This is a genomic window from Synechococcus sp. O70.2, from assembly GCF_047462135.1.
Lineage (GTDB): Bacteria > Cyanobacteriota > Cyanobacteriia > Thermostichales > Thermostichaceae > Thermostichus.
Map to the genome: position 1 here is coordinate 43,874 of NZ_JANSIS010000008.1, position 25,715 is coordinate 69,588.

Here is a 25,715-nt window from a genome sequence, read left to right on the forward strand (position 1 = left end):
CCTCTGTACATTTTATTTATTTGTCTCTACCCAGCCTGTGCTGAGGATTCCTAGGATGACTACCCTGACGAATCCGCCCACTCCCACCCTATCGATCCACACCAAGCTGCGCGATCTGGCGCTAGTGGACTTTCAGGTAGGTGAGTCCACCCCCTGCGAGAACGTGGTGCGCCGCCTGGAAGACGACCCCACCCTTTCAGGGGTAGTCGTGTTGGACGAGCAGTCGCAGCTGCGGGGGATGCTGACTCGGCGTGCCATTTTGGAGTGGATGCTGAGCAAACCCTATGGCCTGGAGGTGTTTTCGAAGCGGCCCAAAGGACTACGTCCCGCTTACGCGAACAGCTCCCTAGCAGAGTTCCAGGGCCAGGGTTTTCTCCTTTTGCCCGGCGACTGCGATGTCATTGAGGCGGCCAGCCAGGCTTTCCGGCGGCCCCAGGAGACTATCTACGACCCGGTGGTGGTAGAAGTCGGCCCCCAAGACTATCGCCTTTTGGATGTGCCGGTGTTGTTGGTGGCTCAGTCCCAGGTACATCTAGCCACCCAGCGGAAGCTCGAAGAACAGCAGGAGGAGATGAAACGGATTCTGGCCGAGCTGGAGCAGGAGAAAAACCGCAGCCTCCAGTATGCCCGCGATCTGGAGCGGCAGAAAGCCGAGATCCTCAGCCAGAACATTGCTTTGGAGCAAGAGCGGCGCCGGGCCCAGCAGCGCAAGGACTACGTCCCGCTTACGCGAACGGAAGAACTGGTCCGCCTCAACGCTCGCCTCATCCAGATCAGCTCGGTGCTCTCGGAGAAGGGCAAATCCACCTTTGCTGGGGTAGAGGCGGTGCGCCGCCTATTTCAGGAAATTGCCGACAGCAATCAGGAGCTATCCCGCGAGCTCAAAGAAATCAACACCATCGTCGACGTGAAAGGACTACGTCCCGCTTACGCGAACGTAGAGGTGGCGGGCTACATTCGTCTGCTCTCCTTCAACGCGGCTGTAGAGGCCAACCGCAGCGGTGGGGGCGGGGGTTTTGGCGCCATTGCCCAGGAGATCCGCAAGTTGGCGGGGCGCACTACCGAGGCCAGCAACCGCATCCGCGGCCTGGCAGATCGCATCCAACGCCAAAGCCAATCCACCCTGCAATCAGCCCAGGCCAGCGCCGAGGTGGTGCAATCCCTCCACCAGCAAGCCCAGTCGGCTCAGGTGGCCTTGGAGGAGTTGCAAGCTTTGTTGGAGCAAGCTCGGATTTAGTCTGAATACGATAGATAGCTACCTCCTTCTGGAGGTCGGGAAGTTAAGATGAGATTCTGGACGGGGTCCAAAAGTATGAGACAGTGTTCGTAAGCCTATGGAACTGGCCGAGCTGAAACGCAGCTTAGAATCGCTCACGGCGCGCCTGAGCACTGCTCAGGACTACCTTTGACCTGCCTTGCCTGGAACAGCAGATCGCCATTCTGGAGCAGGAAGCCTCCCAGCCGCAATTTTGGAACGATGTAGAGGCAGCTCGTCGCCACCTAAAGCAGCTCAACAGCCTCAAGGCCTCCTGGGAGCAGGTCCACCGCTGGAAAGCCCGCCTGGAAGAGGTCGCCACTGCCCTGGAGCTCCTGCAAGAAGAAGCCGATTCGGAGCTCTTGGCCGAGACAGCGGGATCCCTAGCCGCGGTGGAGCGAGAGTTGAGCCAATGGGAGCTGCAGCAACTGCTTTCAGGGCCCTACGACAAAAACGGCGCCATCCTCACCATCACTGCTGGAGCTGGAGGAACCGATGCCCAGGACTGGGCGGCGATGCTGCTGAGGATGTACACCCGCTGGGCAGAGAACCAGGGCTACAAGGTTACCCTTTCGGACTACTCGGAAGGGGCAGAGGCGGGCATCAAGTCAGCCACGCTGTTGATTGAGGGGCCCTATGCCTACGGGTATCTTTCCGCGGAGAAGGGCAACCACCGCATGGAGCGCATCAGCCCCTTCAACGCCAACGGCAAGCGCCAGACTAGCTTTGCCGGCGTTGAGGTCATGCCCATCCTCGAGGAAGAGAACGAGTTTGAGCTGCGGATGGAGGATCTGGAGTTCGAGACCTGCCGTTCGGGAGGGGCAGGAGGCCAAAACGTCAACAAGGTGGAAACGGCGGTGCGGGTTATCCACAAGCCCACCGGCATTGCCGTGCGCTGCAGCGAGGAGCGTTCCCAACTGCAAAACAAGGAGCGGGCCATCCAGATCCTCAAGGCAAAGCTCCTCGAAATCGAGGAGGAAAAGCGCCGGCAAAAGTTGGCCGAGATCCGCGGCGAGATCGTGACCCAGGGCTTTGGGGGTCGGATTCGCACCTACACCTTCGATCCCTACAAGTTAATCAAAGACCACCGCACCAACGCCGAAACCACCAACGTCGAGGCGTTTATGAACGGCGAGCCGGAGGAGCTGATGCACTTCATCCAGGCCTACCTACGGCAGGAACACGCCAAGCAAGCCGCCGCAGTCTAGGGCTGGCTGTGGCGCTCCCACACCGCTTGCATCCAAGCGGCCCGCTCGTGGGGCGAGAGCTTGAGCAGGTCCAGGGGATCCCCCTCCTGGAAAAGCTCCCCCACCCCCCATCCCACGGCCCTGGGGCAGGCGGTTTTTGCTTGCAGGGATCCCGCCCAAGCTAGCCCATGCCAAGCGCCGATAGGGGTTTCTAGGGCTGAGGAGAACACCAGATCCAACCCCGGGTGTTGGCTGAGGTAGTCTCTAAGGGCAAGACCCGATCCCATCAAAGAGGGTTTGACCACCAGGATCCCTTGCCAGCCCGAGCGATGGACAGCTTGCAACTGCTCCAGGCCGACCACCGACTCATCCAGGGCAATGGGGGTTTGAAACTCACGGCTAAGTTGGATTAAGTCAGCGTACTGCTCTGGCGGCAAAGGCTGCTCGAAGAACTCGATCTTGCCCGGCCACTCCCGATTGATCCGGTCGCAGAGATCCAGCCACTGCCGCGCCTCTGCTAGAGTCAAGCCGCCGTTGGCATCTAGCCGCAGCCGGGATCCCGCAGGCAACCGCTCCAGCCAGCTTTCTAGCTTCTTCCGCTCCGCTGCGAAGGGATCCATTCCCACCTTGCCCTTGTAAACTGGGTAGGAGCCGGAGGGGGTATCCTTCCCCAAAAGCCCACAAAAGGAAAGACCGGAGAGATCCCTATCTAGCCAGCCAGGATCCCGACAGGCCAGCCAGGCGCATTCCAGCCCAAAGCGGGTAGCAGGCAGCGCTGCCGGGATCTCCTTGATCTGCGCCTCCGAGAGCTCAGCCGGCAACTGCCGACAAAAGGCCAGGGCCTCCTCGAGGGTCTCACTGCCCAGCCAAGGAATGGGGGCTACCTCCCCGTAGCCCTGCTGCCCTGTCTCCAGGTCTGTCAGGCGGATTAGGATCCCTTCGCGGGTAGACCAGAGACCGTAGCGGGTGCGCAGGGGCTGCCGGAAAGGTTGCTGATAGCAGCAAACTTCAAGGCGGGCCAGCAATTTTCCGATCCCTGGGAACCCTGACCAAGAGCCATCTTACAGGCGGCAGAGCTGGGGTAGGTGCTAGTCCGATTTAGCGGCTAAAGCGAAGGTTTCTCCGGGAGGCACCCATGAAGGAGCGCACTCCAGAGAGGCGAAGGCGCTTGGAGGAGGTTTTAAGGCGGAGGCAGCCGGATCTCACGGTGCTTCTAGAGAACGTCCACAAACCCCACAATCTTTCCGCCATCCTGCGCACCTGCGATGCTGTGGGGGTGCTCAGAGTTCACGCCGTGAACCCCACGGAGGGTGTACCCACTTTCAACGAGACCAGCAGCGGCAGCCACAAGTGGGTCTACCTCAAGGTTCACCCCACCACGGAAGAGGCCTTCCAGCACCTTCGGGAAAAAGGCTTCCAAATCTATGCCACTGCCTTGAAGGAGGGGGCCCGCAGCTACCGACAGGTGGACTACACCAAGCCCACTGCCATTGTCTTTGGAGCGGAGAAGTGGGGGGTTTCTGAGCAGGCCTTGGCCCTAGCTGACGCGCTCATCCACATCCCCATGCTGGGCATGGTGCAGAGCCTAAATGTCTCGGTGGCAGCAGCCGTGATTCTCTTTGAGGCTCAAAGACAAAGGCTCGAAGCAGGGCTTTACGACGCACCCCGCCTGGATCCCGAACTTTACCAGCAGATTTTGGAGGACTGGCTTATGAAGTAAATTTCCAAGGATCCCTCCGCAAAGCCCAGCAGGACAAGGAAGGCAAGGCCACTTTGCCCCCAGCTAGTCGCAAGGGGCGCTTGCAAAAGGGTTGCTGCCGTTTGGGTGCATAGACGGAGTTCTCTCCCAGCGGCAAAGGGGTGGTTTAATGTAGAGACTAGTGAGCAGCAGTTGCCCCTATGCCGGAGACTTTCCTCTACAGCGCCTTGCGTGCCGCTCTTGACGAAGAAATGGCCCGGGATCCCAACGTGTTTGTTTTGGGAGAAGATGTAGGCCACTACGGCGGCTCCTACAAAGTGACCAAAGACCTATACCGCAAGTACGGGGAGATGCGCCTCCTGGACACCCCCATTTGCGAAAACAGCTTCACCGGCCTTGCCATTGGGGCAGCGATAACCGGCTTGCGCCCGGTGGTGGAAGGGATGAACATGGGTTTTCTGCTGCTGGCTTTTAACCAGATTGCCAACAATGCCGGCATGCTGCGCTACATGTCTGGCGGCAACTTCAAGGTCCCGATTGTCATCCGCGGACCTGGCGGCGTGGGCCGGCAGCTGGGGGCCGAGCACTCGCAGCGGCTGGAGGCCTACTTTCAAGCAGTGCCGGGGCTGAAGATCGTTGCCTGTTCCACTCCCTACAACGCCAAAGGTCTGCTCAAGTCGGCCATCCGCGACGACAACCCCGTCCTCTTCTTCGAACATGTTCTTCTCTACAACGTGAAGGGAGAGGTGCCAGAGGAGGAGTACCTTTTGCCCTTGAATAAGGCGGAAGTTGTCCGCTCTGGATCCGACGTTACCCTCCTCACCTACTCCCGTATGCGCTACCACGTGCTCAAGGCTGTGGATACCCTGGTAGCGCAGGAGATCGATCCTGAGGTGATTGATTTGATCTCCCTCAAGCCGCTGGATATGGAGACCATTGCAGCTTCGGTGCGCAAAACGCACCGAGTGGTCATTGTGGAGGAAGATGTAAAAACTGGCGGCATTGGGGCAGAGCTGACTGCGCGTATCATGGAAGAACTCTTCGACGAGCTGGATGCGCCAGTGGTGCGCCTGGCTTCCCAAGACATTCCCACTCCTTACAACGGCACCTTGGAAGCAGCCACCATCGTGCAGCCAGAAGATATTGTGGCAGCTGTGGAGCGGCTCCTCTACGCTTAAAACGCTTGCTAAATAGCGCCAAAAATTTCTCAAGTCCTCTGGGTGGCCTTGCTAAGATTTCCGTGGCAGGGATCCCGGGATATGCAGGGCGTACTGCTGATCCTCTACATGCTGTTTGTCAGTGGCCTGATTGCCGTGGTTGGGGATCGGGTTGGGTATCGCATTGGCAAAAAGCGCCTAACCTGGTTTAACCTCCGCCCTCGCCACACAGCCATTTTGGTAGCCGTGATTACGGGGGTGAGCATCTCAGCCCTGACCCTAGGCACGCTGCTGCTTCTAAACCGCTCGCTGTCAGAAGCCCTTTTTAGCTACACCAACCAAATTGCTCGGGCTAGGCAAGAGCTGCAGGCCCTCAATCGCCAAAAAGCTTGGCTGGAGACCGAGAATGCTGCCCTCAGGGCCGAGCGGGATCGCCTGCGGCTAGATCTGGATCGATTTCGCAGCCAGCAGTCGGCAGCCCAAACCCGCCTGAGTGAAGTTCAGGATCAACTGGCCGCAGCCCTGCAGGCCCGGCAGGAGGCCGAAGCCAAGCTGGCAGCAACCCAAGAGCAGCTGGCCCAGGTGCAGCTTAAGCTGGAGCAGGCCCAAGTAGAGCTGGCGGCGGTCAAGAAGGAGGTGGAATCGGCGCAGCAAACCATCGTCACCCTAAAGTCCCAAAAGCAGACCTTGCAGTTGGATCGGGATCAACTGGAGCGCTCCCTGGAGGCGGCGCAGGCAGCCCTAAACCAACTGGAGACCCAGAAAAACCAGCTCGAGGGGGAAATTGCCCAGCTCAGCCAGTTGGCAGTGCGGCTGCGGCGGGGCGAGCTTGCCATCTTGGCAGGCGAAGTCTTAGCTACAGGGGTAGTTCAGACCCCTGCCGGGGCAAAGCCAGAGACAGTCCGGCAGCAGTTTGAGCAACTGTTGGCGCAGGCAGAACAGCGGGCGCTGGCGCTGGGATCCCAGCCTATACCTCCTCTAGAAAACGCCATCCTCATCCGCCGCGAGGATGCGGATCGAGCTTTGAAAAAGCTGCAGGAAGCCGGCAGCTGGGCGGTGCGCATCCTCTCTCTCACCAACCGGCTCAAGGGTGAGCCTGTGCCTGTGGTGGTTCAGATTTACCCCAACCAGCGCCTCTTCGCCAAGGGGTCGGTGCTGGCCCAAGGAGTGATCCAGCCGGGCCTCAGCGAAAGTGAAATCCAGCAGCGGCTGCTGGAGCTGCTAAACGAGGCCAACCAGCGCTCCCAAGAAAAAGGTCTCCTTGCAGATCCCATCACTGGCACTGTTGGAGAGTTCTCCCAGGTCAAGTTTTTGGAAGTGGTGCAGCAGCTGCGCCAAAGCACCACCCCTCTGGATGTGAAGCTGGTGGCTGATGCCGACATCTACACGGCAGGGCCGCTGCGGGTGAGTTTTCTCATGGCGCAAGCCTCCAGCCAATACGGCTCTGCTCCAGCTCAGCTAAGAGGGCGCAGGGAGGGGTGAGGGTCAAGGAGATGGAGCGGGTATTAGTGGGTTTTGATCCAGGGCGGGACAAGTGCGGCCTTGCGGTTGTGCAAACCCAGCCAGCCTGGCAAGTTTTGCACCGGGAGGTGGTTCCTGCCCAAGAGGCCCTGCCCAGGTTGGGGGCTCTCTGGCAGCAGTTTGGAGCAGAGCGGCTCATCCTGGGGGATCAGACGACGGCGCGGCAGTGGAAGTCTCAACTGGAGCTGCTTCTTCCGCCGCACCAGATTGTCCTGGTGGACGAACGCCACAGCTCGGAAGAAGCCCGGCGGCGCTACTGGGAGGTTTACCGGCCGCGGTGGTGGCAGCACCTACTGCCCAAAGGGCTGCGGCTGCCGGAGAGGGCCTACGATGATCTGGTGGCCTTGATTCTGGTGGAGCGGTACTGGCGGGGGCAAAAGCCAGCTAAGCCGACGTGAATTCCTCCTCTTAGCCGGGCTAGCGGTGGCCGGCTGTGGCGGGCCCAGTGCCCATTTGCCCCTCATCCTCGCCCTCAAGCCGGGGATCCCTCAGAGCTTAGTCAGCGAGTTTCGCCGTCGCACTCGGGCCCGCTTTCGGTTGCAGCTGGTGGATGAGCGAAGCCAGTTGTTGGCTTACCTGCGCCAAAGCCTTCAGCCACCCCAGCCCTCCTGGTGGCCTTTTAGCCAACGACTGCCGGTGCCAGCTCTCAGCCTGCTGGGGGCCGACGCTTTGGATTGGGCTCTGGCTGCCGGTTGGCTGGATCCCTTGCCGCGCAGTCTCTTGGGAGAACGCTGGCAGCAGTTGCATCCCCGTTGGCAAGCAGCAGCCCTGCGGGAGGGGCAGATCTGGGGTGTGCCCTGGCGCTGGGGGGTGACGGCCATTGCCTACCGCCGGGACCGGGTCAGCAAACCCCTCCAGGACTGGGCCGACCTGTGGCGGCCTGAGTTGGCTGGCAAGATCACGCTGCCGGATCACCCACGCGAGGTGATTGGGCTGACCCTAAAAAAGATGGGCCGCTCCTACAACGATCCCCTCGATCCGGAAGAAACCGAGCTGCGACGGGAGCTGGGATCCCTGCACCGTCAAGTTTTGGCCTATACCTCCGCTGACTATTTGCCCATGTTGCGCCTGGCCGATAGCTGGGTAGCTGTGGGCTGGTCGCAAGATCTCTACGCCACCCAGGCCAACTACCCCGAGTTGGAGGTGGTGATACCGGCCTCGGGATCTGCTGTCTGGTGGGATGTCTGGGTGCGGCCTCGGGCTGCCCAGCCTCTCCCTGAAGAGCTGCAGGCGGAGCTGCCATCCCTGCTGGTCAACTGGATTGACTTTGTCTTAAATCCCGAGTTTGCCCCTCGCCTCGTCAACTTAAGCGGGATCCCTTCAGTGTTACCGCTGGACTTGAACCAACTTTCCCTGCGGCTGCGCCACCGGCCCGACTTCCACCCCTCCACCTGGGAACGGGCCGAGATCTGGCGGCCCTTGAGCCTGGCCGAAGCCGAGTCCTACCTCCGCCTCTGGGATCAGATGCGGCGCGGCCTCCTGTAGCTTGACCGCTTTTACTTGACCTTTTTGCTCTTTCTACCCGACTTGGGCTTGTCCTGGACGGCCGATTCGGCTTCTCGATCTAAGCTCTCCCCAGAGGCAGAGGCTGGTTCCGACTCTGGAGCGGCAACTATGGCGGTTTCCGTGGCCACTCCTGAAGGGGCTTCTGCGGCAGCCTCAGCTGGGGCTGTAGAAGCCTCAAGGCTTGCTGCCGCCAGTACCGACCCAGCTTTTTCTTCGAAGTCTTCGCCTTTAGCCCCGACGGGAAGGGGGGGTGCCTCGGTGGGATTGCCCTCGCTATCGACCCAGTTGACCGTGGTTTGAGACTTCAACCAGGCCATCACCTTACGAGTAAGCAAATTTTCGTAAACGACCTGGCGTGTCCGCTCCCGATCCAGCTTTTGGCCCTGCTGAGCGTAGGCTTTCATCACCGCTTCCATTTCCACTTCCAATTCAGTGGGGCCGACGGCAATTTGCTCCTGCCGGACGATGGCGCTGAGAGCAAAGGCGCGGCGCAGCCGGTCGATGGCCTCAGCTCGGTGGCGCTCCCTCAATTGGTTGAGAGTCTCAGGTGGCAGTTGAGCCAGGAGCTTGCGGATTTCTCCCGGGGCAACCCTTGCTTGCTGCTGCAGCGACTGCAGGTCTTGAGCTAGCAGCTGCGTTATCTCTTGCTCAACAAGGCTCTCGGGCAGATCCACCTCGGTGGTTGCCAAAATGGCGTTGAGGATAGCCGTTTCAAGGTTTTCTTCGGATTGTCTTAGGGCATCTTGCTCAAGGCGCTTTTGCAGGTGTTCCCGCAGCTCCGCCACCGTCTGGAAGTTGCTGACTTCCTGGACAAAGGCATCGTCCAGCTCCGGCAGCTCTTTGGTTTTGATCTCCTTGAGGCAGACGGTAAAGGTAACCGTTTTCCCAGCCAGCTCTTTTCTAAAGTAATCCTCGGGCAGGGTGGCAGTGATCTCCTTAGTCTCGTCGAGCTGCATGCCCACAACACCTGCTACAAAGCCGGGAATGAAGTTTTCCTCTTTCAGCTCCAGTTGCAAGTCTTGGGCGGCAAGCTCCTTGAGGGGATTGCCCTCGGCGTCGCGGGCTTGGAAATCCAGCACCACCATGTCCCCCAACTGGGCAGGCCGATCCTCCACAGGCAAGAGGGTAGCCCGCTGATCTCGCAGCTTTTCGATGAGGCGGTCGACTTCCTCAGGCTTGACGTCAACCCGGGTTGCCGTAACCGTCAGCCCTTTGTACTGGCCAACGCGAGCCTCAGGGTACACTTCCACATACCCTGAGAAGCTGAACTCGGCTTCTGGGTTAAAGCGCTCCAGAAGCTGCTTCACCTCTTCATCCAGCTCAAACTGGCCGATGGGGGTGACTTGAGCCTCCTGGAGAACCTCCTGGATAGCCTCCTGGATTAGGTCGTCGATAGCACTGGCAATAACCCTCTCGCGGCCCACCTGGCGCACTACCAGGTTGCGAGGGGCCTTGCCCTTGCGAAACCCCGGGATCTGGACGTTCCGCTCCAGTTGGCGCAGGGTTTTTTCGTAGGAGCGCTTAACCCGGTCAGCTTCCACCACGATCTTGAAGCCAAGCCGGCTACCAGGGCGCTTTTCTTGAGTAACCTGCATAGGTGCTAGTGCAAAGGCAAACAGAGGCTCAATTGTACCGCAAAGACCAATGGAAAACCTAGGCAGGGGATCCCTCGGTGGTCACTTCCTTAACCTCTTGGAGGTCTTCCTGAGGCTCAGCTCGTTTGCTGGGGGGCAGTTGCTTAACTTTTGCCTCCAGCTCCACCACCATTTCCTTCAGCTCGCTGATGGCCACTTCCTTCTCTTGCAGTTGCCGATTTTTCTCGCGGGCTTCGAGGCTAAATTGCAGCCGCATCCAGAGGCCATAGATCCAGGCCAAGGCAGCGCCAATCCCAGCAGAAGCCAAAAGCTCAATCACTAGCGGGCTCTCGATGCTGACGCCAGGGGCAAAGGTAATCGTTACCGGGTTGGCGTTTTGCATGGCAAAGAGGGCCACACCCAGGAGGGCCGAGAAAAAGATTAGGTAGTTAAACAGACGCATGCCGTTTTCCTCAAATCAAAGGTATCCACGACGACTTGCCAGCACCAGAGTCAATGGGGCGGCGGACCTAAAAGAACCAGCCGTAGCTGTGTAAGCCTTTGCCCAAAAAGTTCACTCCCAGGTAACAAACCCAAACCACCCCAAAGCCCAAGCTGGCTAGAAGCGCAGGACGCCTGCCCTGCCAGCCCTTGGTGATGCGGGCGTGTAGATAGGCAGCAAAAACCAACCAGGTAATCAAGGCCCAGGTTTCCTTGGGATCCCAGCTCCAGTAGGTACCCCAGGCCTCGTTGGCCCAGACGGCCCCGGCAATAATGCCAATGGTAAGTAGCGGAAAGCCCAGCCCGATGAAGCGGTAGCTGGCGTTGTCTAAGATCTCGGCCAGGCTCAGTTGTTGCCGAGGGATCCCTTCTGGAGTCGGCTGGGGAGGAAGTTCAGTCCTGGCACGGGCTATCAGCTCCGGCTGGACTGCAGCTTGGGACGGGCGAAATTGCAGGCCAAGGGAGTTGCCCTTGAGCTGTACCTCCTGGCCACGGGTGAGGATGAGAAAGGCCATGGCCAACAGGGAGCCCACCAAGAGGGCTGCGTAGGCCAACAGCATGACGCTGACATGCATCATCAGCCAGTTGGACTGCAGAGCTGGCACCAGCGGCTGGGCTGCCTGCATATCCTCCGGCAAGGCCAAGGCGGCAAAGGCAACAATGCCTGTCGCTAATGGGGCAGTCATCACTCCCACCCAACGGCGGCGAGTCCACTGGAGAGCCACTAGGTGCAAGGCGGTGATCCCCCAGGCCAAGAAAAACAAAGACTCGTACAAATTGCTCAAAGGGAAGTAGCCGGCATCGATCCAGCGGGCCGTCAACAGAGCAGCTATTGTCAAGTTGGCCCCCACCATTCCTGCCAAGCCCAGTTCGGCCAAAAGGGGCACTTGGGGAAAAGCTGCCCCACCCCAGTAAAAGAGCATGGCCCCCAGACAAATGGCAAAGGCCAGGGTGTTGAGGAGAGCTTGCCACTGAGTGAGATCCAAGCCCGCGAGCGCTATCGTCGCTGCCAAGCAACTCATAGATGACCCCAAAGCTTTTCCGGACAGGACCAAGCCTGCCGATCCCATTCTAGGGCGGGGAAGGGATCCTCCCCAAAGGACACATCCTGGTAATGTGAGGATGGCTTGTCTGCGGCTTGGCAAGTGTTGGAATGGGAGGCTCATGCAAGAACACGCGGGAAGTGCCAGCTTGAAGGCATGGGGATTGAGATGGTGGATGGTGCTGTTGGCAGCTTTGGTGCTGGTTGGCTGTGGGGGATCTGCGCCCAAGCAACCCCAGGAGCACCAACCACCTCAGCTCGAGCGGGTGCCAACGCCAACAGAAATTGCCAAGCTGGATGCCTACTTGCAGCACTATCGCCCGCAGGTGCAGATCCTCAGCCCACAACCTGGCGAGATCTTGCCAGAGCGCCAGGTCACGGTTCGCTTTGCAGTACGAGGGTACCCGATTTTTAAGGATCCGCAACTGGGTCTTGGTCCCCATTTGCATGTGGTTCTAGACAACCAGCCTTACATTTCTCACTACGACGCTGATGCCCCTCTTGTTTTTGAGGATTTGGAACCGGGATCCCATACGCTGCGGGTGTTTGCCGTCAAGCCCTGGCACGAGAGCTTTAAAAACTCCGAAGCCTACGCTCAAGTCAGCTTCCATGTGCTAGCTCCCACGCCAGAATACGTGCCGCAGCCGCAGTTGCCTCTTCTCACCTACAGCTCTCCCAGCGGCAGCTACGGAGCTGAGCCAATCCTGGTCGATTTTTGGCTTGCCAATGCCCCCGTGCGGGAGAGCTTGCTGGCTGACCTACCCCGTGACTGGCGCATCCGCTACACTCTCAACGGTCAGTCTGGCCTGCTGGATCGCTGGGAGTCTTTTTACCTGAAGGGCTGGAAGCCTGGCCGCAACGTGATGGTAGTGGAGCTGGTTGACAGCAAAGGGGATCCCATCCGCAATGTGTTGAACAGCGCCGCCCGCGAGATCACCTACACCCCCGGGGGCCAAGATACCCTCTCCAAGCTGATCCGAGGAGAGCTGAAAGCGGAAGAGGCCCTGGCTATCGTACAGCCCCAGCCCACCCCGACTCCGACGCCTACCCCTACTCCGACACCCACGCCCGCCCCGACTCCAACACCCCCTCCCACTCCAAGTCCAACCCCCACTCCCACTCCTACTTCGACACCCACACCTACCCCTACGCTGACCCCAACTCCACCGCTGGCACCCACACCTACACCAGAGTCGTCACCTACGCCCGCGCCGCGCCGTCGTCCGACGCCAGAAGCGATTCTGGCCGAGCCTACCCCTCCGTCTCCAGCAGAGACCACGGCTAAGCCAACGCCCAGGCCCACACCGACCCCAACACCCACGCCCAGATCTCAGCCAGAGGCTACCCCTTTGCCGCGGCTGACACCCATTCCGTTGGCGGAGCGGCAGGTGCGGCCCCAGGGACTGCGACTTTTCCCACCTGGGCTGCGCAGCCCTTACTCAGGCAATAAGCTGCGGCGGGAGCTCAGCTCTGAGGGCTGACCCCATATCTAGTGCCTGAATCCTCGGTATACCCTAAACTTGGGAGAGCGCAGTCATGGCTTTTCCTGGAGCCAGCTTTGGCTGGTTTCAGGTTGAGGCTACTTGAAAGCTCGAGGTAGCTGCTGGCCTTTTTCAGGATTTTGCTGAGCAAGCCTCTAAGGCTAGCTGCTGTCGGAAGCAGGTGCCGGATCGCTGCAATCAAATGTCCGTGCCCATACAGATATCCTCAAGCATTTTTCTGGACTTTTTGTCTTAGCCCGAAGGAATCTGGCCCTCAGGAAGTATCCGATATAAGCTATTTTTTCCCATTTATTTCTATGAGCTTTTCTCTTGGCTAGAGAAGTTAGTTTATCTTTCGCAACATCTACCGGTAGAGTTGCACGTCCAAAAGATTAGTTTGAAAACACTTTATGTAGAGCCAAGCGAGACAGGCTCAGTAAGTTTTCTGAACTAGGCGTTTACCAGAAGTTCAAATTTTGGAGTGCCAAAACCTTTACAGAAAGTCTGCCCTTCTGGTATGAAGGAGATGCTGCTTGCAGAGCGGTCAACTTCTCCTGCTAGGGGAAAGGCCTAAAGCAACAGGAGAGGCGAAAGCCCGGACAGGGCGTAGTTTAGGGTGTGGGGTTGGATATGTCGGAAAGTCTTGACCTGCAAGATGCAGTAGGCCGTTTCTTGAAAATCATTGGTCGCTACTCGTTGCTCAGCCCTGAAGAGGAGCTTCGCCTGGCCTACCAGGTACAGCGGATGATGGCCCTCCTGGAACAGCGGCGGCAGGATGAGTCGCTCGAGGACTGGAGCCGACGGGTGGGGATCCCCGTGGAAGAGCTGCAGCGGATCCTACAGGAGGGGGAAGCGGCCAAAAGGCGCATGGTGGAGTGCAACCTACGCCTAGTGGTATCGATTGCTAAGCGCTACCGCAACCGCGGCTTGCCGTTTTTGGATCTCATCCAAGAGGGCACCATTGGCCTCACCCGCGCCGTGGAAAAGTTTGATCCCACGCGAGGGTACAAGTTCTCCACCTACGCTACCTGGTGGATCCGGCAGAGCGTAAACCGCGGCATCCAAAACAAAGGGCGCCTCATTCGTCTGCCTGCCCACATGTACGAGAAGGTCTCCCAGGTGAAGCGGCGCTACCGCGAGCTATCCGCTCAGAAGGGATCCCGACCTGCAGCCGAAGAAGTTTTCGATTCGCTGGATATTGGCGACAACTACCGCGAGCTGATCACCCGCCACATGGCCGAGATCTGTTCCCTCAACGTGAGCGTGGGCGATGAGGACGGCACGGAGCTGCAGCACTTTATCCCCGACGAAGACAACGATCCAGTCGAGCATCTCACTCGGATTGCCCGTTGGGAGGAAGTCCGCGCCCTTGTGAGGCAACTGAGCGAACGCGAGCAGCAGGTCATCGTAGCCCGCTACGGCCTAGATGGAGCCAAGAGGATGACGCTGCGCGAGATCGGGGAGCACATTGGCCTGTCGCGGGAGCGGGTACGGCAAATTGAGCGGCGGGCCCTGCGGAAGTTGCGGCGGCTGCAGCAGGAATACTCCACCCCCAAGACTGGCAAACGGCTCAATCCCTCCGACTAGGCCGGGGCCTGCCTCCGGTAAAAGGGCTTTTTCACCACCTCGGCAAGCCGGCGCTGGCCCCGAATCTCAATCTCCAGCCGGGATCCCACCTCGGCCCAAGTCGAATCCACATACCCCAGGCCAATGCCATAGCCCAAGGTGGGAGAGTGGGTGCCGCTGGTTACCCGGCCAATCGGCTGGGGGGAGTTGGGAGCATAGATGGCATAGCCGCTGCGGGGAATGGCTCGATCCAGCATGCGAAATCCCACCAGACGACGAGGGATCCCCTCGGCCCGCTGGTTTTCTAGCGCCGCCTTGCCTAGGTACTCTGCCGGGTTGTTGACCAGCCAGCCCAGGTCGGCTTCCAGGGGAGTGGTGCTCTCATCTATGTCTTGCCCGTAGAGGCAAAAGCCAGCCTCCAACCGCAGCGTATCGCGGCAGCCCAGGCCACAGGGCTGGACTCCTGCCTGCACCAGTTGCTCCCAGAGCCAGCGGCCGTCTGAGGGACTGAGCAGGAGCTCAAAGCCATCTTCGCCGGTGTAGCCGGTGCGGGCCACAAAGACACTTGCCTCTGCGGAGCTCTCCCTTTGAGGAGCTTTAGGGATAAACTGCCCATGTTGAAATCGGCGTAAAGCTTTCAGAGATCCCTCTAGAAAAGGCTGCAAAACCTCTTCCGCCGCCGGCCCCTGGACGGCCAGCAACACGTGGGACGCCGTGCGATCTTGAAGTTCTAGGCCAGGGATCCCTTGCTGCTGCAGCCACTCCCTGTCTTTCTGGCAGGTGGCCGCGTTGACGATCAGGCTCCAGTGCTCCAGCTCTCCTTCCGGTGGATGCCGGTAGAAGATGACGTCGTCCACAATGCCCCCCAGGGGATTGAGCAAAACCGTGTAGCGAGCAGAGCCCACCCGCACAGCGCTGAGATCGCTGGGCACGAGACGGCTGAGGTGGGATCCCAGCTCTGGTCCCCAAAGGGTGAACTTGCCCATGTGAGAGATGTCGAATATCCCCGCCTGCTCCCGCACCGCCCGATGCTCAGCCACCACGCCCTGGTAGTACAGCGGCATTTCCCATCCGGCAAAGGAGACAAAACGCGCCCCCAAGGCTTGGTGCAAGGGGAACAGGGGGGTGCGCTGCAGCGGCGTTTGGCTCATGAAGGGAGCTTTAAACCCAACCTCGTACCTCTCTTGGAGCTGGCTTCAGGGGTCTAGTTGGCAGATCCGTCCACCGTCAACTGGCCCAAGACGTTGATGTCGAAGGTGAAGTTGATCGTCACCGAGTTGCCCTCATAGGCCTCAGGCAGGGGCAAAAAGGGTGCTGCCCGCTGAATTGCCGTCAGCGCCGCGTCGTCGGTTTGTTGGCTGCCGGAAGTGCGGGCCAGGCGAATGCTCTGCAGCTCGCCACCTCGACCCACCGTGAAGATCACCACGGTGCGGCGGGAAGTGCCGGTCTGGCCTGGGATCCAATTCTGTTCCACTTTGCGCTGCAAAGCTGCCAGCCAGGGGCCCCAATCCACATTGGCCCGCGCCGCCACACTGGGAGGGTTGGGAGCCGACTGGGTAGGGTTGGCCAAGCCGCTGGATCCTCTGCCCTGGATCCCGCCTCCATCGCTGGGCGCAGAAGCGCTGATGGGCGGTCCCAACTGAGAAGCCTCGGAGGACCGCTCAGCAGGGGAAACCTCTGTCGGCGGCTGGGGAGCAGGCGCAAGGGGTTGCAATTGGCTGAGATCCGAGGCCCGCTCTCTGGGCTGCGCAGGCGGAGCAGGAGGAGCGGCCGCCACAGGTGGCGGAGTCTGAGTGGGAGTGGGTTTGGGGGCTGCGGTAGGTGGAGGCGGCGCTGCCGTTGGCGTTGCCCTGGACCGAGGAGGAGCTGGAACTGGAGTTTGTGGAGGGGGTGGGGTAGGTCTAGGAGTGGCTAGGGCAACTTCTGCTGGGGCAGGCGGCGGTACAGGGGCAGGCGGCTGCGGCCGTGGCGGCTGGGGCTGAGGCGGAGGCGGCGGAGCGGCTTGCTGACGGGTAGCAGCGCGGGATTGGGGTGGACTGCCTTGCGAAGGAGAGGCTTCTACCCGCTTGCCCCCATCGCGGGAATCCACTTCTGAAACCAGCTCTGCTTCTTCCGGCGTCTCGAGATCTTCTGGCTCCAGCAAGATAAACTCAATGGCTTTTTGTTCTTGCTGGCGAAACGGCCAAAACCGACTCCAGGAGAGCAAGCCCAACAGCGCCAACCCATGCAGCAGCAGGGACAGCGCCACCATCCAAAAAAAATGGCGCGCTTCCTCCTCGCGGCGGCGCTGCTCAGTCCAGGTGCTGGTCATGGCCAAGATTGCCTCTTTGCGCTCCCCAGTCTCTCACCACACTGAGTTGGCTCTCCAGCTCAAATGTTATAACATCGCCCTGGCTGGGCTTCTTGCGCAAAGGCGTACAGTCGGCTGGGGAAGGGATCCCACCCTTCAGCACAAAATCGCCTACCTTATAAAGAGCAGGGATCCCGACTTGAGCAGGCTGCTTGCCAGGAGAGCCCATGGAACCCATCCGCTTTCATCTTGCCTTTCCGGTTGCCGACATTGCCTTGACCAAGACCTACTACGGCGAGGGCTTGGGTTGCCAGATTGGTCGGGAAACGCCTGTTTCCGTCATCTTGAACCTCTATGGCCATCAACTGGTGGCCCACCTCACCCAGGAAGAGCTGAGGCCCCAGCGGGGCATCTACCCTCGCCACTTCGGCCTGATCTTTCCCACCCAAGCAGAGTGGCAGAGCCTGGCCGACCGGGCCCAGGTGCGGGGATTGCCTTTTTATCAGGAGCCACGCTGGCGCTTCGTCGGCACCCCCCTGGAGCACGGCACGTTCTTTCTGCAGGATCCCTTCTACAACCTGCTGGAGTTTAAGTACTACCGCTACCCTTCCGCCATTTTTGGGGAGCGGGAATGGGCCGTGGTCGGGGATATTGCAGGCCAACAGCTTCCGAACCCCTCTCCCAGCAGCGCGTAGCAAAGGGGAGAAGTGCCTTGGCTACTCAACCCCCTCGTTCTGGCCCTGTGCGCGGCCCCATCTGGCAGATGGACTTTAACGCCGTTCCGCTGCGGGATGCCCAGGATCGGCGAGTTTGGGAGCTCTTGGTGTGCGATCCCGGCGGCCAGTTTCGCCAGGCCAAGTACTGCAGCAACCAAGAGGTCAATAGCACCTGGGTGGCCCAACAGTTGCGCAGCTATCTGGAAGCGGCTCCCCAGCCCCCCTCGGCCATCCGGGTGTTCCGAGCCCGCATGAGCTCCATTCTGCAACGGGCCTGCAACGCCGTCGGGATCCCCATGCTCCCCAGCCGTCGCGTCTATGCCCTTAAGGCCTGGATGCGGGAACGGGCAGAGCAGGTTTACCCCCAGGAAACCCAGTTCACCTACAGCCCTGAACCCCCCGTGGAGCCGGATCCGCCGGATCCCGTCCCCCTGCCGGACAAGTTGCAGGGAGAGCGCTGGGCGTTCGTGACGCTGCGGGCTAGGGATCTGCGGGAAGCCGAGACCTGGCCAATCGAATTTGGCGAGCTGTTTCCAGTAAACTGGGAGGCTTTTGCGCCCGACACAATCATTCCCGGCTTGGTGATCGCCTCGCAGCGGGCTCTTCCTATAGCAGCCTGGATGAGCGGCATGGAGCCTGCCTACTTGACTGTGGCGGAGGGATGGCTGCTGTTCGAGGCTGGCCTCAACGATTGCTATCTCTTTGCACAACTCAAAGACGAAAAGCTGCGAGCAGAGGCCGAGGGCTTTGCCCAACGCCAACGCCAAGCGCAAGGGATCCATTTCCTCGCCATCCAAAGCGATTTCAGGGCTCAGTCGTTCGCTGGCTTTTGGCTGATGCAAGTTTGAGGAGAAGTCTGCATAGATCCTCAGGGCAAGCATGTTATAGCCAGCTTTGCGAGCGCTATTGAAAATCCCGGAAAAGCTTATTTTTTCGTTACCCGCTCGATTCCTTGCACCACGAGGCCTTCAGGACTCTTGACCCCCTCTCCAAAGCCACTTTCTGCCCTTTTCGACTGAACCCCTCACAATGGGTCTTGTATTCCTTGCCCTGCTTGGCTTTAAGGGGGGTGGAGTCCTGTTCCCCCTTCGGGGGGTTCCCATGATCCACGTCGTCTAGGTGGTAGCCCCACCTCGGAATCGAGTTCCCCCTTTGAGGGAGCCCTAGAAACTTGGAAACGCGACAGGAGCGTGCCACTTAATCTCAAACTGGCAAGTTCTCCCGTCCGGGGTGACTCCCAGAAACTGGAAACAAGGCTTGAGCAAAGCGAGGGCCGCGCTTAATGTCCGAGGTCTTCCCTTCGGGGGGATTCCTGGAAATAGGAAACGAAACCCCCCGAGGTAGATCCCCGGGGAGTGTGTAAAAATGTTCCCCCTCAGGGGGAGAAATACCGGCTGCGAAATTCCGAGTAGATCTCGGCATAGGCCTTGACCCAGTTTGGATCTGGCTGGATGAGACGTTCCACCTGCACCAAGCGCTCGGCAGCCTGCTGCACTGAGCAGCACCAATAGGCCGATGCTGCCAGGATGGCCGCTCCTACAGCCGGGTCGGGATGTTTGACCACTGCCAAGGGACGGGCAAGGATACTGGCGCGCAGGCGGAGCCAGAGGGAACTTTTGCAGCCCCCGCCGGTGGTAAAAATTGGGCTCCCTTCTAGTAGGGGGATCCCATGGGCGGCCAAGGTCTCCAGTCCCAGCCGCTCCACCATCGCCACCCCTTCCAAGAGAGCGGCGTAAAAGCGAGGGGATCCTACTTCCGCCTGGGGCAAGAAGCCGGCAAATTCGCTATCTAGGATGGGAAAACGCTCGCCAGGTCGGCAGAGCGGATAGCTGACCAAGCCAGTGGGCAGATGGGCCTCCGCCTGCTGATCCAAGGCAGCCAAGTTGCCGCCAGGGAAGAAGTGGGGCAAAACTCCACCTCCACAAGAGGAAGCTGCCCCCGGCCACCAGCCGTTTCGGTCGGGGTGCAGATGGGAGTAGATGCTAGGGGTTTGTATGGGATCAGCACTGTTGGCCTTGAAGATAAGAGTGGTGCCCAGGCTGGTGGAGACTTGACCCAAGCGAGTAGCTCCTGCAGCCAGTTGCCCGGCGCAGCCATCGGTGATCCCGGCGGCAATTAGCACCTCTGGCCCCAGCTCCCACTCAGCTCGCACCGTTCCCAAAACCGTTCCCGGCGCCACCACCTCAGGGAAACGCTTGGGGTCGAGGCCATGGCGAGATAGCCACTCCCGCGGCCAGGTGTAGGTTTCTAGGTCAAAGCCACTTTTCAAGGCGTGGGTGTGATCGGTTACCCGTCGGCGGCCTCCCAGTTGGCTTAGGAGAAAGTCCGCCGGATGGGCCAAGTAGCTGTCCCGGTATCGCTCGGGATGGGCTTCTGCCCACCACAGCCAGCGGCTAAGTCCCCAGCTGGCAGGGATCCCCAACTGCTTGGCCTGAACCTGGCCCCGCGGGTCGGAATACAGCCAGGCCTGATCCAGCGGCATGCCGCGACCGTCCACCGGCAGCACTGTACCCGAGGTGCTGCAGGCACTAAGGGCAACAATGGTGTAGCGATCCCCCAGTTGCCCCTTCAGGTGTCCCAACAGGGTTCTTAGGGTGCGCAGCCAGCGACCCGGGTTGGTTTCTGGGGGATCCCAGGAGCGCTCGCTTTTGCCCACCACCTCCCCCGCTTCTGAGAGGGCCACCACCCGCATTCCCGACGTGCCTAGGTCGATCCCAAGAAATACAGGTTCCATAGAGCTCTAGAAATCTCGGCTGCTGCGGGCCAAAGCCTCTTGGATGTCTAGATCGAGGTTCTTCACCGACTCCAGCACCGAACGGGTAATCAGCTTTCCTGCCTGCACCAACACAGCACCAGTGATAGGGTGCAAGATGGGCTGCTCGGCCCGCCGCCCAATGAGCACCTCGATGTCCTTGAGGGCATTGGCGTACATTCCTATCGGCAGTTCCACCACCACCCCTTCTCCCAGAACCCGCGCCTGGCAGGCAAGCCGGGAATTGGGCTTGCGGCTAGTGATCACCTCTAGGGTGCGCTGCTCCCGACGGGTCATGGGCGAGAGCGACTCCATCCCTTCTTTCACGTACACATGGCAGGTGGCGCAGAGACCGCGCCCGCCGCACTCTTTCAACACATTCAGCTCTTCCTGCAGCAGCACCGAGAGCAAGTTGTTGTTGGTGGCCACCTCTGACACTTGAGCAATGGGATCCAACCGCACGCGCTTGACCATCGTCCCTTCTCCGCCGTTACACTCCTTAACGCTAGCTTGTCTTGGCAAGGGATCCCAGCCGTTGCTTGCCCTGCAGGTGGGAAAGACGAGCTGGACAAGCTAGAGTAGATCCCGCCCTTGGTGTTTGCCAGGGTTTTGGCAGCATGAGCTCTCCGCCCATCCAGTGGTATCCTGGCCACGTAGCTAAGGCCCTTGGCCAGTTGCGGGAACAACTGCGGCTGGTGGATGTGGCAATTGAAGTGGTGGACGCGCGCATCCCGCTGGCCAGCCGCCATCCCGAGCTGGACAAGTGGCTGGGGCAGAAGCCGCGCCTCTTGGCCCTCAACCGAGCCGACTCGATTGCGGCAAGGGATCTGAAAGCGTGGCAGGAGTATTTCTCGCAGCAAGGGATCCCGGTCTATCCCACCAACGGCCAATCGGGACAAGGGGTCAGTCGCCTCAAGCAGGCTATTTTGCAGCTAGGGCAGTCGGTCAACGAGCGGCGGCAGCGGCGGGGCATGCGGCCGCGGGCTGTCCGGGCGGTGGTGGTGGGTTTTCCCAATGTGGGCAAGTCGGCCCTGCTGAATCGACTTTTGGGACGGCGAGCCGTCGAGAGCGCTGCGCGCCCTGGGGTAACCCGGCAACTGCAGTGGGTACGGCTAGGGGGGGAGTTGGATTTGCTGGACTCGCCGGGCATCCTCCCGCCTTCGCTGCCGGATCAGCGGGCAGCCACGCTGCTAGCCATCTGCGATGACATTGGCGCTGCCGCCTACGACCCCGAGCGCGTAGCGGCCTACTTTGTGGATCAACTGCTGCAGGTGCAGCCCCAGGCCCAAGCTCTTTTGCAACAGCGCTACGGCTGGCTCGATCCAATCCCCCCTGGCAGCGTGGCAGTCCAGGAGCTGGCCCAACGGCGCTACCAAGGCGATACCGAGCGAGCGGCAAGGCAAATCCTCAACGACTACCGCAAGGGGTGGCTAGGGCCTCTAGCTTTGCAACTTCCTCCCACCTCTAGCCCCCCAGCAAGAGGCTAGCTTCATCTGTCTGTATATGTTGCTACGAGATGCGGCAGAGTGAGTGATACGATGGAACTAGAATACTAACACTGCGCCAGATTTTTCCCTGAGGTTTTTCGCAGCGCTTTTTGCCTTTAACCTGCCTGCGGACAGTCAAGTTGGGGATAGGCTGTAAGAAACTCCAGGGAGTAGACCATCCTCCTTGCTAGATTCCCATGGGTCAGCCTGCTGTTGCCGCCAGCTTAGAAGGAGGCTTTGACCTAAACAACCTCGATTTTGAGGTGCCAGGATGGCTGCGTGCTTTGCTTTCTGGCGCTGAAGATCTCGGCGATGGGCTGAGAGCTTACACTCCCCAAGAGGCAGATTTGCTGCGCCGGGCCTTTGAGTTTGCCTACTGCTTGCACAAGGGCCAAAAGCGGAAGTCGGGGGATCCCTACATCGCCCACCCGGTGGCTGTAGCTAGCTTGTTGCGGGAGCTGGGGGGGGATGCCGTCACGGTAGCGGCTGGCTTCTTGCACGATGTTGTTGAGGATGCAGGCGTTACCCTGGAGGCGCTAGAAGCAGAATTTGGACCCGAAGTGCGCCTCTTGGTAGAAGGGGTAACCAAGCTTTCTAAGTTTAATTTCTCCAGCAAAACGGAGCAGCAAGCGGAGAACTTCCGCCGCATGTTTGTGGCCATGGCCAAAGACATTCGGGTCATCGTGGTCAAGCTGGCGGATCGCTTGCACAACATGCGCACGCTGCAATATCTGCCGCCCCACAAGCAAAAGCAGATTGCAGCCGAAACCATGGAGATCTTTGCCCCCTTGGCCAACCGGCTGGGGATCTGGCATTTCAAGTGGGAACTGGAAGACCTGGCTTTTAAGTACCTGGACTACGAAGCCTATCGCCAGATCCAAGAGTTGGTTAACGCCAAGCGCAGCGAGCGAGAGGCGGAGATCCAAGCTTTTATCGAAGAGCTGCGGAAGAACCTCCTCCAAGCGGGGCTAGAGCACTTTGAGATCAGCGGGCGGCCCAAGCACCTGTATGGCATCTACCGCAAGATGCAGCAGCAGCGCAAGGAATTCCATGAGATCTACGACCTCTTGGCGGTGCGGGTTATCGTGCAGACCGTGAGCGAGTGCTACCGGGTGCTGGCAGTTGTTCACAACTGCTTCCGCCCCATTCCCGGGCGCTTTAAAGACTACATCGGCCTGCCCAAGCCAAACCGCTACCAATCTTTGCACACAACCGTGATTGGTTTGCAGGGGCGACCCGTGGAGGTGCAGATCCGCACCGAAGAAATGCACCGCGTGGCCGAGTACGGCATTGCTGCCCACTGGAAATACAAGGAAGCCGGCAGCACCCCCGTAAAGCCTGAGGAAGAGCGCTTTAGCTGGCTGCGGCAACTCTTGGAGTGGCAAAACGACCTCAAGGACGACAAAGAATACCTAGAGACTGTTCGCGAGAACCTGTTTGAGAGCGAAGTTTACGTCTTCACCCCCAAGGGAGATCTGCTGGCCTTACCCCAGGGATCCTGCCCGATTGATTTTGCCTATCGCATCCACTCAGAAATTGGGGATCACTGCGCCGGGGCGCGGGTAAACAACAAGATTGTGCCGCTGGACACTCGCCTGCGCAATGGCGACATCGTGCAGATTATTACCCACAAGAATGCCCACCCCAGTCTAGACTGGATTAATTTTGTAGCCACCAGCTCGGCGCGCAATCGCATTCGCCAATGGTTTAAGCGCTCCAATCGCGAGCAAAATATTGCCCGCGGTCGGCAGTTGCTGGAGCGGGAGCTGGGCAAAACGGGGTTTGAAGCCCTGCTGAAGTCCGAGCGGATGCAGAAGGTTGCCGAGAAGCTCAACTACAGCAGCGTGGACGATTTACTGGCGGCGCTGGGCTATGGAGAGGTAACCCCCGCGCAGGTGATCCACCGGCTGCAGGAGGTCAGCAAGCCAGCCGTCTCCCCCCCACCCGAGGAGGGATCTTTGGCGGAAGCCAAGCTGCTGCTGCCGCGAAGCGAGGGAGGGCGAGCTTCTAGCCGATCCCAGTCTCTCATCCTGGGGGTGGAGGGCCTGAAACATCAATTGGCCAAATGCTGCAACCCGCTCCCAGGGGATCCCATCCTGGGCGTGGTTACCCGCTTCAAGGGCATCACCATTCATCATCGCGATTGTCCGCGGGTAGCTCAGGTTCCGGGTGAGCGGCTGGTGCCGGTGCGCTGGAACGAGGAGCAGTTGCGGCAAAGCACCCAGACTTATCCTGTAGAACTGCGTCTAGAGGTCATCGACCGGGTTGGCGTGCTGCGGGATATTCTCTCCCGCCTTTCCGATCAGGGCATCAATGTGCGCAATGCCAAGGTGCAAACCTTTGCCAATCGCACTGCCTCAATTGACCTCTGCATTGATGTACGCGACGCCCAACAGCTTGCTCAGCTTCAAAATCAGCTGCGCCAGCTTTCCGATGTGTTGGTCCTGCGCTCCCGCCACTACCAGAACGGATCCCGCTAAAAGGCTGCTGCGGTCTAATCTTAGGTAGGATATGGAGGTGGCTAACCCTAAGCGGAGGATCTCGGCATGGCAGGAGAGGGGCAGTTGAGCCTACTGGGTCGGCGGCTTTCTAGGGTGTTGTTGCTGCTGGGGGTCTGCCTCAGCTTGATCATTGGTGCCTGCTCAGCAAGCCCCAACCTGCGAGTCTACCGAGATCCCAATGGAGCTTTTGCCTTTGCTTACCCCAATGGCATGGTGAGCGTGAAGCTAAGCCCTGGGAAGGGGCTAGCCGTGCTCCTGCGCGACCTAGTCTATGAGACCGAAAACATCAGCCTGATGGTTGCCCCCTTCGACAAAGGGGAGACGATTGCGGATCTGGGAGGCCCAGAGGAGGTAGGGCAATTGGTGGCAAAGAAGATCATTGCCCCTGAGGGATCGGGTCGCTCAACCCAGCTCTTGGCAGCCGAGGCCTTCGAGCGGCAGGGGCAGCCCTACTACCTGTTTGAGTACCAAACCAATCTGGGATCCCAGCTTCGCCACGAGGTAGTGACGGTAACCGTTCGTCACCATCGCCTCTATACTCTAACCGCCTCAACCCAGGAGTCCCGCTGGCCACAGGTGCAGACCGCTTTCCGGGAGGTAGGTCGCTCTCTAAGGGTCTCTTGAGAGGGCTCTGCCTTTGGAGACGGCAAAGGCCTTTCGGTGCTGAACAATCCCGCCGCCATGACGGTTTACGTAGTTCAAATCAGTGACCTGCATCTATTTGCCAAGAGCCATCAGCGGTTGTTGGGGGTAGACACCGAGGCCTCTTTTCTGGCAGTGCAAAAGGCCATTGTGAGTTTGGATCCCTTGCCGGATGTGTTGCTCCTAACCGGGGATCTTGCCCAAGATGGCAGTGCGGCTGCCTATGCCCGTCTTAGAAGCTATTTGCAGACCCTTCCCATCGACACCTATTGGCTGGCGGGGAACCACGATCGCCTGCATGTTATGAACCTAGAGCTCCGCGGCGGGCGGTTGCACGCAGAGAAAAGCTTCAGTCGCGAGAACTGGAGCTTTATTTTGTTGAACTCGCTGGTGCCAGGCAGGGACAGCGGCTACCTAACCGACCGCACCTTACTTTGGCTCCGACAAGAGCTACAGCGCAGCCGGGCCAACCACCACCATGTTCTCCTAGCCCTGCACCACCCCCCATTTTCGGTGGATTCCGATTGGCTGGATCAAAGTGCGCTACAGCAGCCGGAGCGGCTGTTCGGGGTTTTGGACGAGTTCGACCACGTTCGCCTGGTGATTTTTGGCCATGTTCATCAGGAGCTGCACCGTCGCCGCCGGGGGGTTGATTACTTTGCCTGTCCCTCCACCTGCGTGCAATTTCTCCCCAAGAGCTCCCAGTTTGCTCTGGAGGTGATCCCCCCAGCCCTGCGACAGCTATGGCTGGAGCCAGATGGCAGCTTCAAAACCCAAGTGCATCGGGTAGAAGCCGCCTTGCAAACCCCTAACTTGGCTGCAAAAGGGTACTAATGGG

Annotated in this window: 24 protein-coding genes; 15 read left to right on the forward strand and 9 right to left on the reverse strand. The window is 59.7% G+C overall.

Annotated elements, in window-relative coordinates; genetic code table 11:
* The first annotated feature begins 55 nt into the window (after nucleotides 1-55).
* The gene (locus NW812_RS09490; RefSeq protein WP_414396200.1) at nucleotides 56-1,237 is read left to right on the forward strand and encodes a methyl-accepting chemotaxis protein; all 1,182 of its coding nucleotides are present in this window, start codon (nucleotides 56-58) and stop codon (nucleotides 1,235-1,237) included.
* A 97-nt stretch (nucleotides 1,238-1,334) separates the two neighbouring features.
* Nucleotides 1,335-2,463 (forward strand): peptide chain release factor 2 gene (gene prfB / locus NW812_RS09495; protein ID WP_414396203.1). Its coding sequence is split into 2 segments (ribosomal slippage): nucleotides 1,335-1,406 and nucleotides 1,408-2,463, totalling 1,128 coding nucleotides; the frame shifts between segments, so codons are not numbered across the junction.
* Here the strand turns inward: prfB and NW812_RS09500 are convergent.
* Nucleotides 2,460-3,467, reverse strand: coding sequence for an o-succinylbenzoate synthase (locus NW812_RS09500; protein ID WP_414396205.1), 1,008 nt, complete (start codon nucleotides 3,465-3,467; stop codon nucleotides 2,460-2,462). The two genes, prfB and NW812_RS09500, sit on opposite strands and share 4 nt — an antisense overlap.
* A 110-nt stretch (nucleotides 3,468-3,577) precedes the next feature.
* On the opposite strand from NW812_RS09500, the gene trmH reads away from it, so the two are divergent.
* The 5 genes from trmH to NW812_RS09525 all read left to right on the forward strand — a co-directional run bounded on the left by trmH (nucleotide 3,578) and on the right by NW812_RS09525 (nucleotide 8,304).
* On the forward strand, nucleotides 3,578-4,162 hold the full coding sequence (gene trmH, locus NW812_RS09505; protein WP_414396207.1) for a tRNA (guanosine(18)-2'-O)-methyltransferase TrmH: 585 nt from the start codon (nucleotides 3,578-3,580) through the stop codon (nucleotides 4,160-4,162).
* 179 nt (nucleotides 4,163-4,341) lie between these two features.
* The gene (locus NW812_RS09510) at nucleotides 4,342-5,319 is read left to right on the forward strand and encodes an alpha-ketoacid dehydrogenase subunit beta (RefSeq protein ID WP_414396210.1); all 978 of its coding nucleotides are present in this window, start codon (nucleotides 4,342-4,344) and stop codon (nucleotides 5,317-5,319) included.
* 81 nt (nucleotides 5,320-5,400) lie between these two features.
* The gene (locus tag NW812_RS09515) at nucleotides 5,401-6,780 is read left to right on the forward strand and encodes a DUF3084 domain-containing protein (RefSeq protein ID WP_414396212.1); all 1,380 of its coding nucleotides are present in this window, start codon (nucleotides 5,401-5,403) and stop codon (nucleotides 6,778-6,780) included.
* A gap of 11 nt (nucleotides 6,781-6,791) precedes the next feature.
* Nucleotides 6,792-7,217 (forward strand): resolvase, encoded by a 426-nt coding sequence (locus NW812_RS09520; protein WP_414396215.1) that lies wholly within the window; start codon nucleotides 6,792-6,794, stop codon nucleotides 7,215-7,217.
* A 25-nt stretch (nucleotides 7,218-7,242) separates the two neighbouring features.
* Nucleotides 7,243-8,304 (forward strand): extracellular solute-binding protein, encoded by a 1,062-nt coding sequence (locus NW812_RS09525; protein WP_414396217.1) that lies wholly within the window; start codon nucleotides 7,243-7,245, stop codon nucleotides 8,302-8,304.
* Nucleotides 8,305-8,315: 11 nt separating this feature from the next.
* On the opposite strand, the gene tig is transcribed toward NW812_RS09525, so the two are convergent.
* From tig to ccsB, 3 genes are all read right to left on the reverse strand, one after another.
* Entirely contained in the window at nucleotides 8,316-9,920 is a 1,605-nt protein-coding gene (tig, locus tag NW812_RS09530; protein ID WP_414396219.1) for a trigger factor, read from the reverse strand.
* Nucleotides 9,921-9,978: 58 nt separating this feature from the next.
* Complete coding sequence (locus NW812_RS09535) at nucleotides 9,979-10,362, reverse strand: LapA family protein (RefSeq protein ID WP_414396221.1); 384 nt, start codon at nucleotides 10,360-10,362, stop codon at nucleotides 9,979-9,981.
* 67 nt (nucleotides 10,363-10,429) lie between these two features.
* Nucleotides 10,430-11,386 carry a c-type cytochrome biogenesis protein CcsB gene (ccsB, locus tag NW812_RS09540; RefSeq protein ID WP_414396284.1) on the reverse strand — a complete coding sequence of 319 codons (957 nt, stop codon included), beginning with the start codon at nucleotides 11,384-11,386 and terminating at the stop codon, nucleotides 10,430-10,432.
* 232 nt (nucleotides 11,387-11,618) lie between these two features.
* On the opposite strand from ccsB, the gene NW812_RS09545 reads away from it, so the two are divergent.
* Together NW812_RS09545 and NW812_RS09550 are read left to right on the forward strand one after the other, a co-directional pair.
* The gene (locus NW812_RS09545; protein WP_414396223.1) at nucleotides 11,619-12,923 is read left to right on the forward strand and encodes a hypothetical protein; all 1,305 of its coding nucleotides are present in this window, start codon (nucleotides 11,619-11,621) and stop codon (nucleotides 12,921-12,923) included.
* A 630-nt stretch (nucleotides 12,924-13,553) separates the two neighbouring features.
* Nucleotides 13,554-14,510, forward strand: coding sequence for a sigma-70 family RNA polymerase sigma factor (locus tag NW812_RS09550; protein WP_414396226.1), 957 nt, complete (start codon nucleotides 13,554-13,556; stop codon nucleotides 14,508-14,510).
* Here NW812_RS09550 and gcvT read toward each other — a convergent pair.
* From gcvT to NW812_RS09565, 3 genes are read right to left on the reverse strand one after another with little or no spacing between them, the layout of a single operon-like run.
* Nucleotides 14,507-15,640, reverse strand: coding sequence for a glycine cleavage system aminomethyltransferase GcvT (gcvT, locus tag NW812_RS09555; protein ID WP_414396228.1), 1,134 nt, complete (start codon nucleotides 15,638-15,640; stop codon nucleotides 14,507-14,509). The two genes, NW812_RS09550 and gcvT, sit on opposite strands and share 4 nt — an antisense overlap.
* A gap of 53 nt (nucleotides 15,641-15,693) precedes the next feature.
* Nucleotides 15,694-16,800: an energy transducer TonB gene (locus tag NW812_RS09560; RefSeq protein ID WP_414396230.1), complete on the reverse strand. Its 1,107-nt coding sequence runs from the start codon at nucleotides 16,798-16,800 to the stop codon at nucleotides 15,694-15,696.
* The gene (locus NW812_RS09565) at nucleotides 16,781-17,008 is read right to left on the reverse strand and encodes a hypothetical protein (protein WP_414396232.1); all 228 of its coding nucleotides are present in this window, start codon (nucleotides 17,006-17,008) and stop codon (nucleotides 16,781-16,783) included. Before NW812_RS09565 ends, NW812_RS09560 begins: the two co-directional genes overlap by 20 nt.
* Here NW812_RS09565 and NW812_RS09570 point away from each other — a divergent pair.
* Both NW812_RS09570 and NW812_RS09575 read left to right on the forward strand, forming a co-directional pair.
* Nucleotides 17,007-17,474 (forward strand): VOC family protein, encoded by a 468-nt coding sequence (locus NW812_RS09570; RefSeq protein ID WP_414396234.1) that lies wholly within the window; start codon nucleotides 17,007-17,009, stop codon nucleotides 17,472-17,474. The two genes, NW812_RS09565 and NW812_RS09570, sit on opposite strands and share 2 nt — an antisense overlap.
* A gap of 17 nt (nucleotides 17,475-17,491) precedes the next feature.
* Nucleotides 17,492-18,343: a Tab2 family RNA-binding protein gene (locus NW812_RS09575; protein ID WP_414396237.1), complete on the forward strand. Its 852-nt coding sequence runs from the start codon at nucleotides 17,492-17,494 to the stop codon at nucleotides 18,341-18,343.
* Nucleotides 18,344-18,870: 527 nt separating this feature from the next.
* On the opposite strand, the gene NW812_RS09580 is transcribed toward NW812_RS09575, so the two are convergent.
* Together NW812_RS09580 and NW812_RS09585 are read right to left on the reverse strand one after the other, a co-directional pair.
* Nucleotides 18,871-20,229, reverse strand: coding sequence for an FGGY-family carbohydrate kinase (locus NW812_RS09580; protein WP_414396239.1), 1,359 nt, complete (start codon nucleotides 20,227-20,229; stop codon nucleotides 18,871-18,873).
* Between the two features lie 6 nt (nucleotides 20,230-20,235).
* Nucleotides 20,236-20,721, reverse strand: coding sequence for a 2Fe-2S iron-sulfur cluster-binding protein (locus NW812_RS09585; RefSeq protein ID WP_414396241.1), 486 nt, complete (start codon nucleotides 20,719-20,721; stop codon nucleotides 20,236-20,238).
* 143 nt (nucleotides 20,722-20,864) lie between these two features.
* Between NW812_RS09585 and ylqF the strand changes: the two genes are divergently transcribed.
* The 4 genes from ylqF (at nucleotide 20,865) to cpdA (ending at nucleotide 25,711) form a co-directional block, all read left to right on the forward strand.
* Nucleotides 20,865-21,734: a ribosome biogenesis GTPase YlqF gene (ylqF, locus tag NW812_RS09590; RefSeq protein WP_414396244.1), complete on the forward strand. Its 870-nt coding sequence runs from the start codon at nucleotides 20,865-20,867 to the stop codon at nucleotides 21,732-21,734.
* Between the two features lie 197 nt (nucleotides 21,735-21,931).
* Nucleotides 21,932-24,214 (forward strand): RelA/SpoT family protein, encoded by a 2,283-nt coding sequence (locus NW812_RS09595; protein WP_414396247.1) that lies wholly within the window; start codon nucleotides 21,932-21,934, stop codon nucleotides 24,212-24,214.
* A 66-nt stretch (nucleotides 24,215-24,280) separates the two neighbouring features.
* Nucleotides 24,281-24,859 (forward strand): photosystem II reaction center PsbP, encoded by a 579-nt coding sequence (psbP, locus tag NW812_RS09600; RefSeq protein WP_414396249.1) that lies wholly within the window; start codon nucleotides 24,281-24,283, stop codon nucleotides 24,857-24,859.
* Between the two features lie 36 nt (nucleotides 24,860-24,895).
* Nucleotides 24,896-25,711, forward strand: coding sequence for a 3',5'-cyclic-AMP phosphodiesterase (gene cpdA, locus NW812_RS09605; RefSeq protein ID WP_414396251.1), 816 nt, complete (start codon nucleotides 24,896-24,898; stop codon nucleotides 25,709-25,711).
* Nucleotides 25,712-25,715: the final 4 nt, after the last annotated feature.

What these genes read in the sequence shown, in the direction of transcription:
- NW812_RS09490 (WP_414396200.1), top strand. Translation starts at nt 56, where the DNA reads ATGACTACCCTGACGAATCCGCCCACTCCCACCCTATCGATCCACACC.
- trmH (WP_414396207.1), top strand. Translation starts at nt 3,578, where the DNA reads ATGAAGGAGCGCACTCCAGAGAGGCGAAGGCGCTTGGAGGAGGTTTTA.
- NW812_RS09510 (WP_414396210.1), top strand. Translation starts at nt 4,342, where the DNA reads ATGCCGGAGACTTTCCTCTACAGCGCCTTGCGTGCCGCTCTTGACGAA.
- NW812_RS09515 (WP_414396212.1), top strand. Translation starts at nt 5,401, where the DNA reads ATGCAGGGCGTACTGCTGATCCTCTACATGCTGTTTGTCAGTGGCCTG.
- NW812_RS09520 (WP_414396215.1), top strand. Translation starts at nt 6,792, where the DNA reads ATGGAGCGGGTATTAGTGGGTTTTGATCCAGGGCGGGACAAGTGCGGC.
- tig (WP_414396219.1), bottom strand. Translation starts at nt 9,920, where the DNA reads ATGCAGGTTACTCAAGAAAAGCGCCCTGGTAGCCGGCTTGGCTTCAAG.
- NW812_RS09535 (WP_414396221.1), bottom strand. Translation starts at nt 10,362, where the DNA reads ATGCGTCTGTTTAACTACCTAATCTTTTTCTCGGCCCTCCTGGGTGTG.
- NW812_RS09545 (WP_414396223.1), top strand. Translation starts at nt 11,619, where the DNA reads ATGGTGCTGTTGGCAGCTTTGGTGCTGGTTGGCTGTGGGGGATCTGCG.
- NW812_RS09550 (WP_414396226.1), top strand. Translation starts at nt 13,554, where the DNA reads ATGTCGGAAAGTCTTGACCTGCAAGATGCAGTAGGCCGTTTCTTGAAA.
- gcvT (WP_414396228.1), bottom strand. Translation starts at nt 15,640, where the DNA reads ATGAGCCAAACGCCGCTGCAGCGCACCCCCCTGTTCCCCTTGCACCAA.
- NW812_RS09560 (WP_414396230.1), bottom strand. Translation starts at nt 16,800, where the DNA reads ATGACCAGCACCTGGACTGAGCAGCGCCGCCGCGAGGAGGAAGCGCGC.
- NW812_RS09570 (WP_414396234.1), top strand. Translation starts at nt 17,007, where the DNA reads ATGGAACCCATCCGCTTTCATCTTGCCTTTCCGGTTGCCGACATTGCC.
- NW812_RS09565 (WP_414396232.1), bottom strand. Translation starts at nt 17,008, where the DNA reads ATGGGCTCTCCTGGCAAGCAGCCTGCTCAAGTCGGGATCCCTGCTCTT.
- NW812_RS09580 (WP_414396239.1), bottom strand. Translation starts at nt 20,229, where the DNA reads ATGGAACCTGTATTTCTTGGGATCGACCTAGGCACGTCGGGAATGCGG.
- NW812_RS09585 (WP_414396241.1), bottom strand. Translation starts at nt 20,721, where the DNA reads ATGGTCAAGCGCGTGCGGTTGGATCCCATTGCTCAAGTGTCAGAGGTG.
- ylqF (WP_414396244.1), top strand. Translation starts at nt 20,865, where the DNA reads ATGAGCTCTCCGCCCATCCAGTGGTATCCTGGCCACGTAGCTAAGGCC.
- NW812_RS09595 (WP_414396247.1), top strand. Translation starts at nt 21,932, where the DNA reads ATGGGTCAGCCTGCTGTTGCCGCCAGCTTAGAAGGAGGCTTTGACCTA.
- psbP (WP_414396249.1), top strand. Translation starts at nt 24,281, where the DNA reads ATGGCAGGAGAGGGGCAGTTGAGCCTACTGGGTCGGCGGCTTTCTAGG.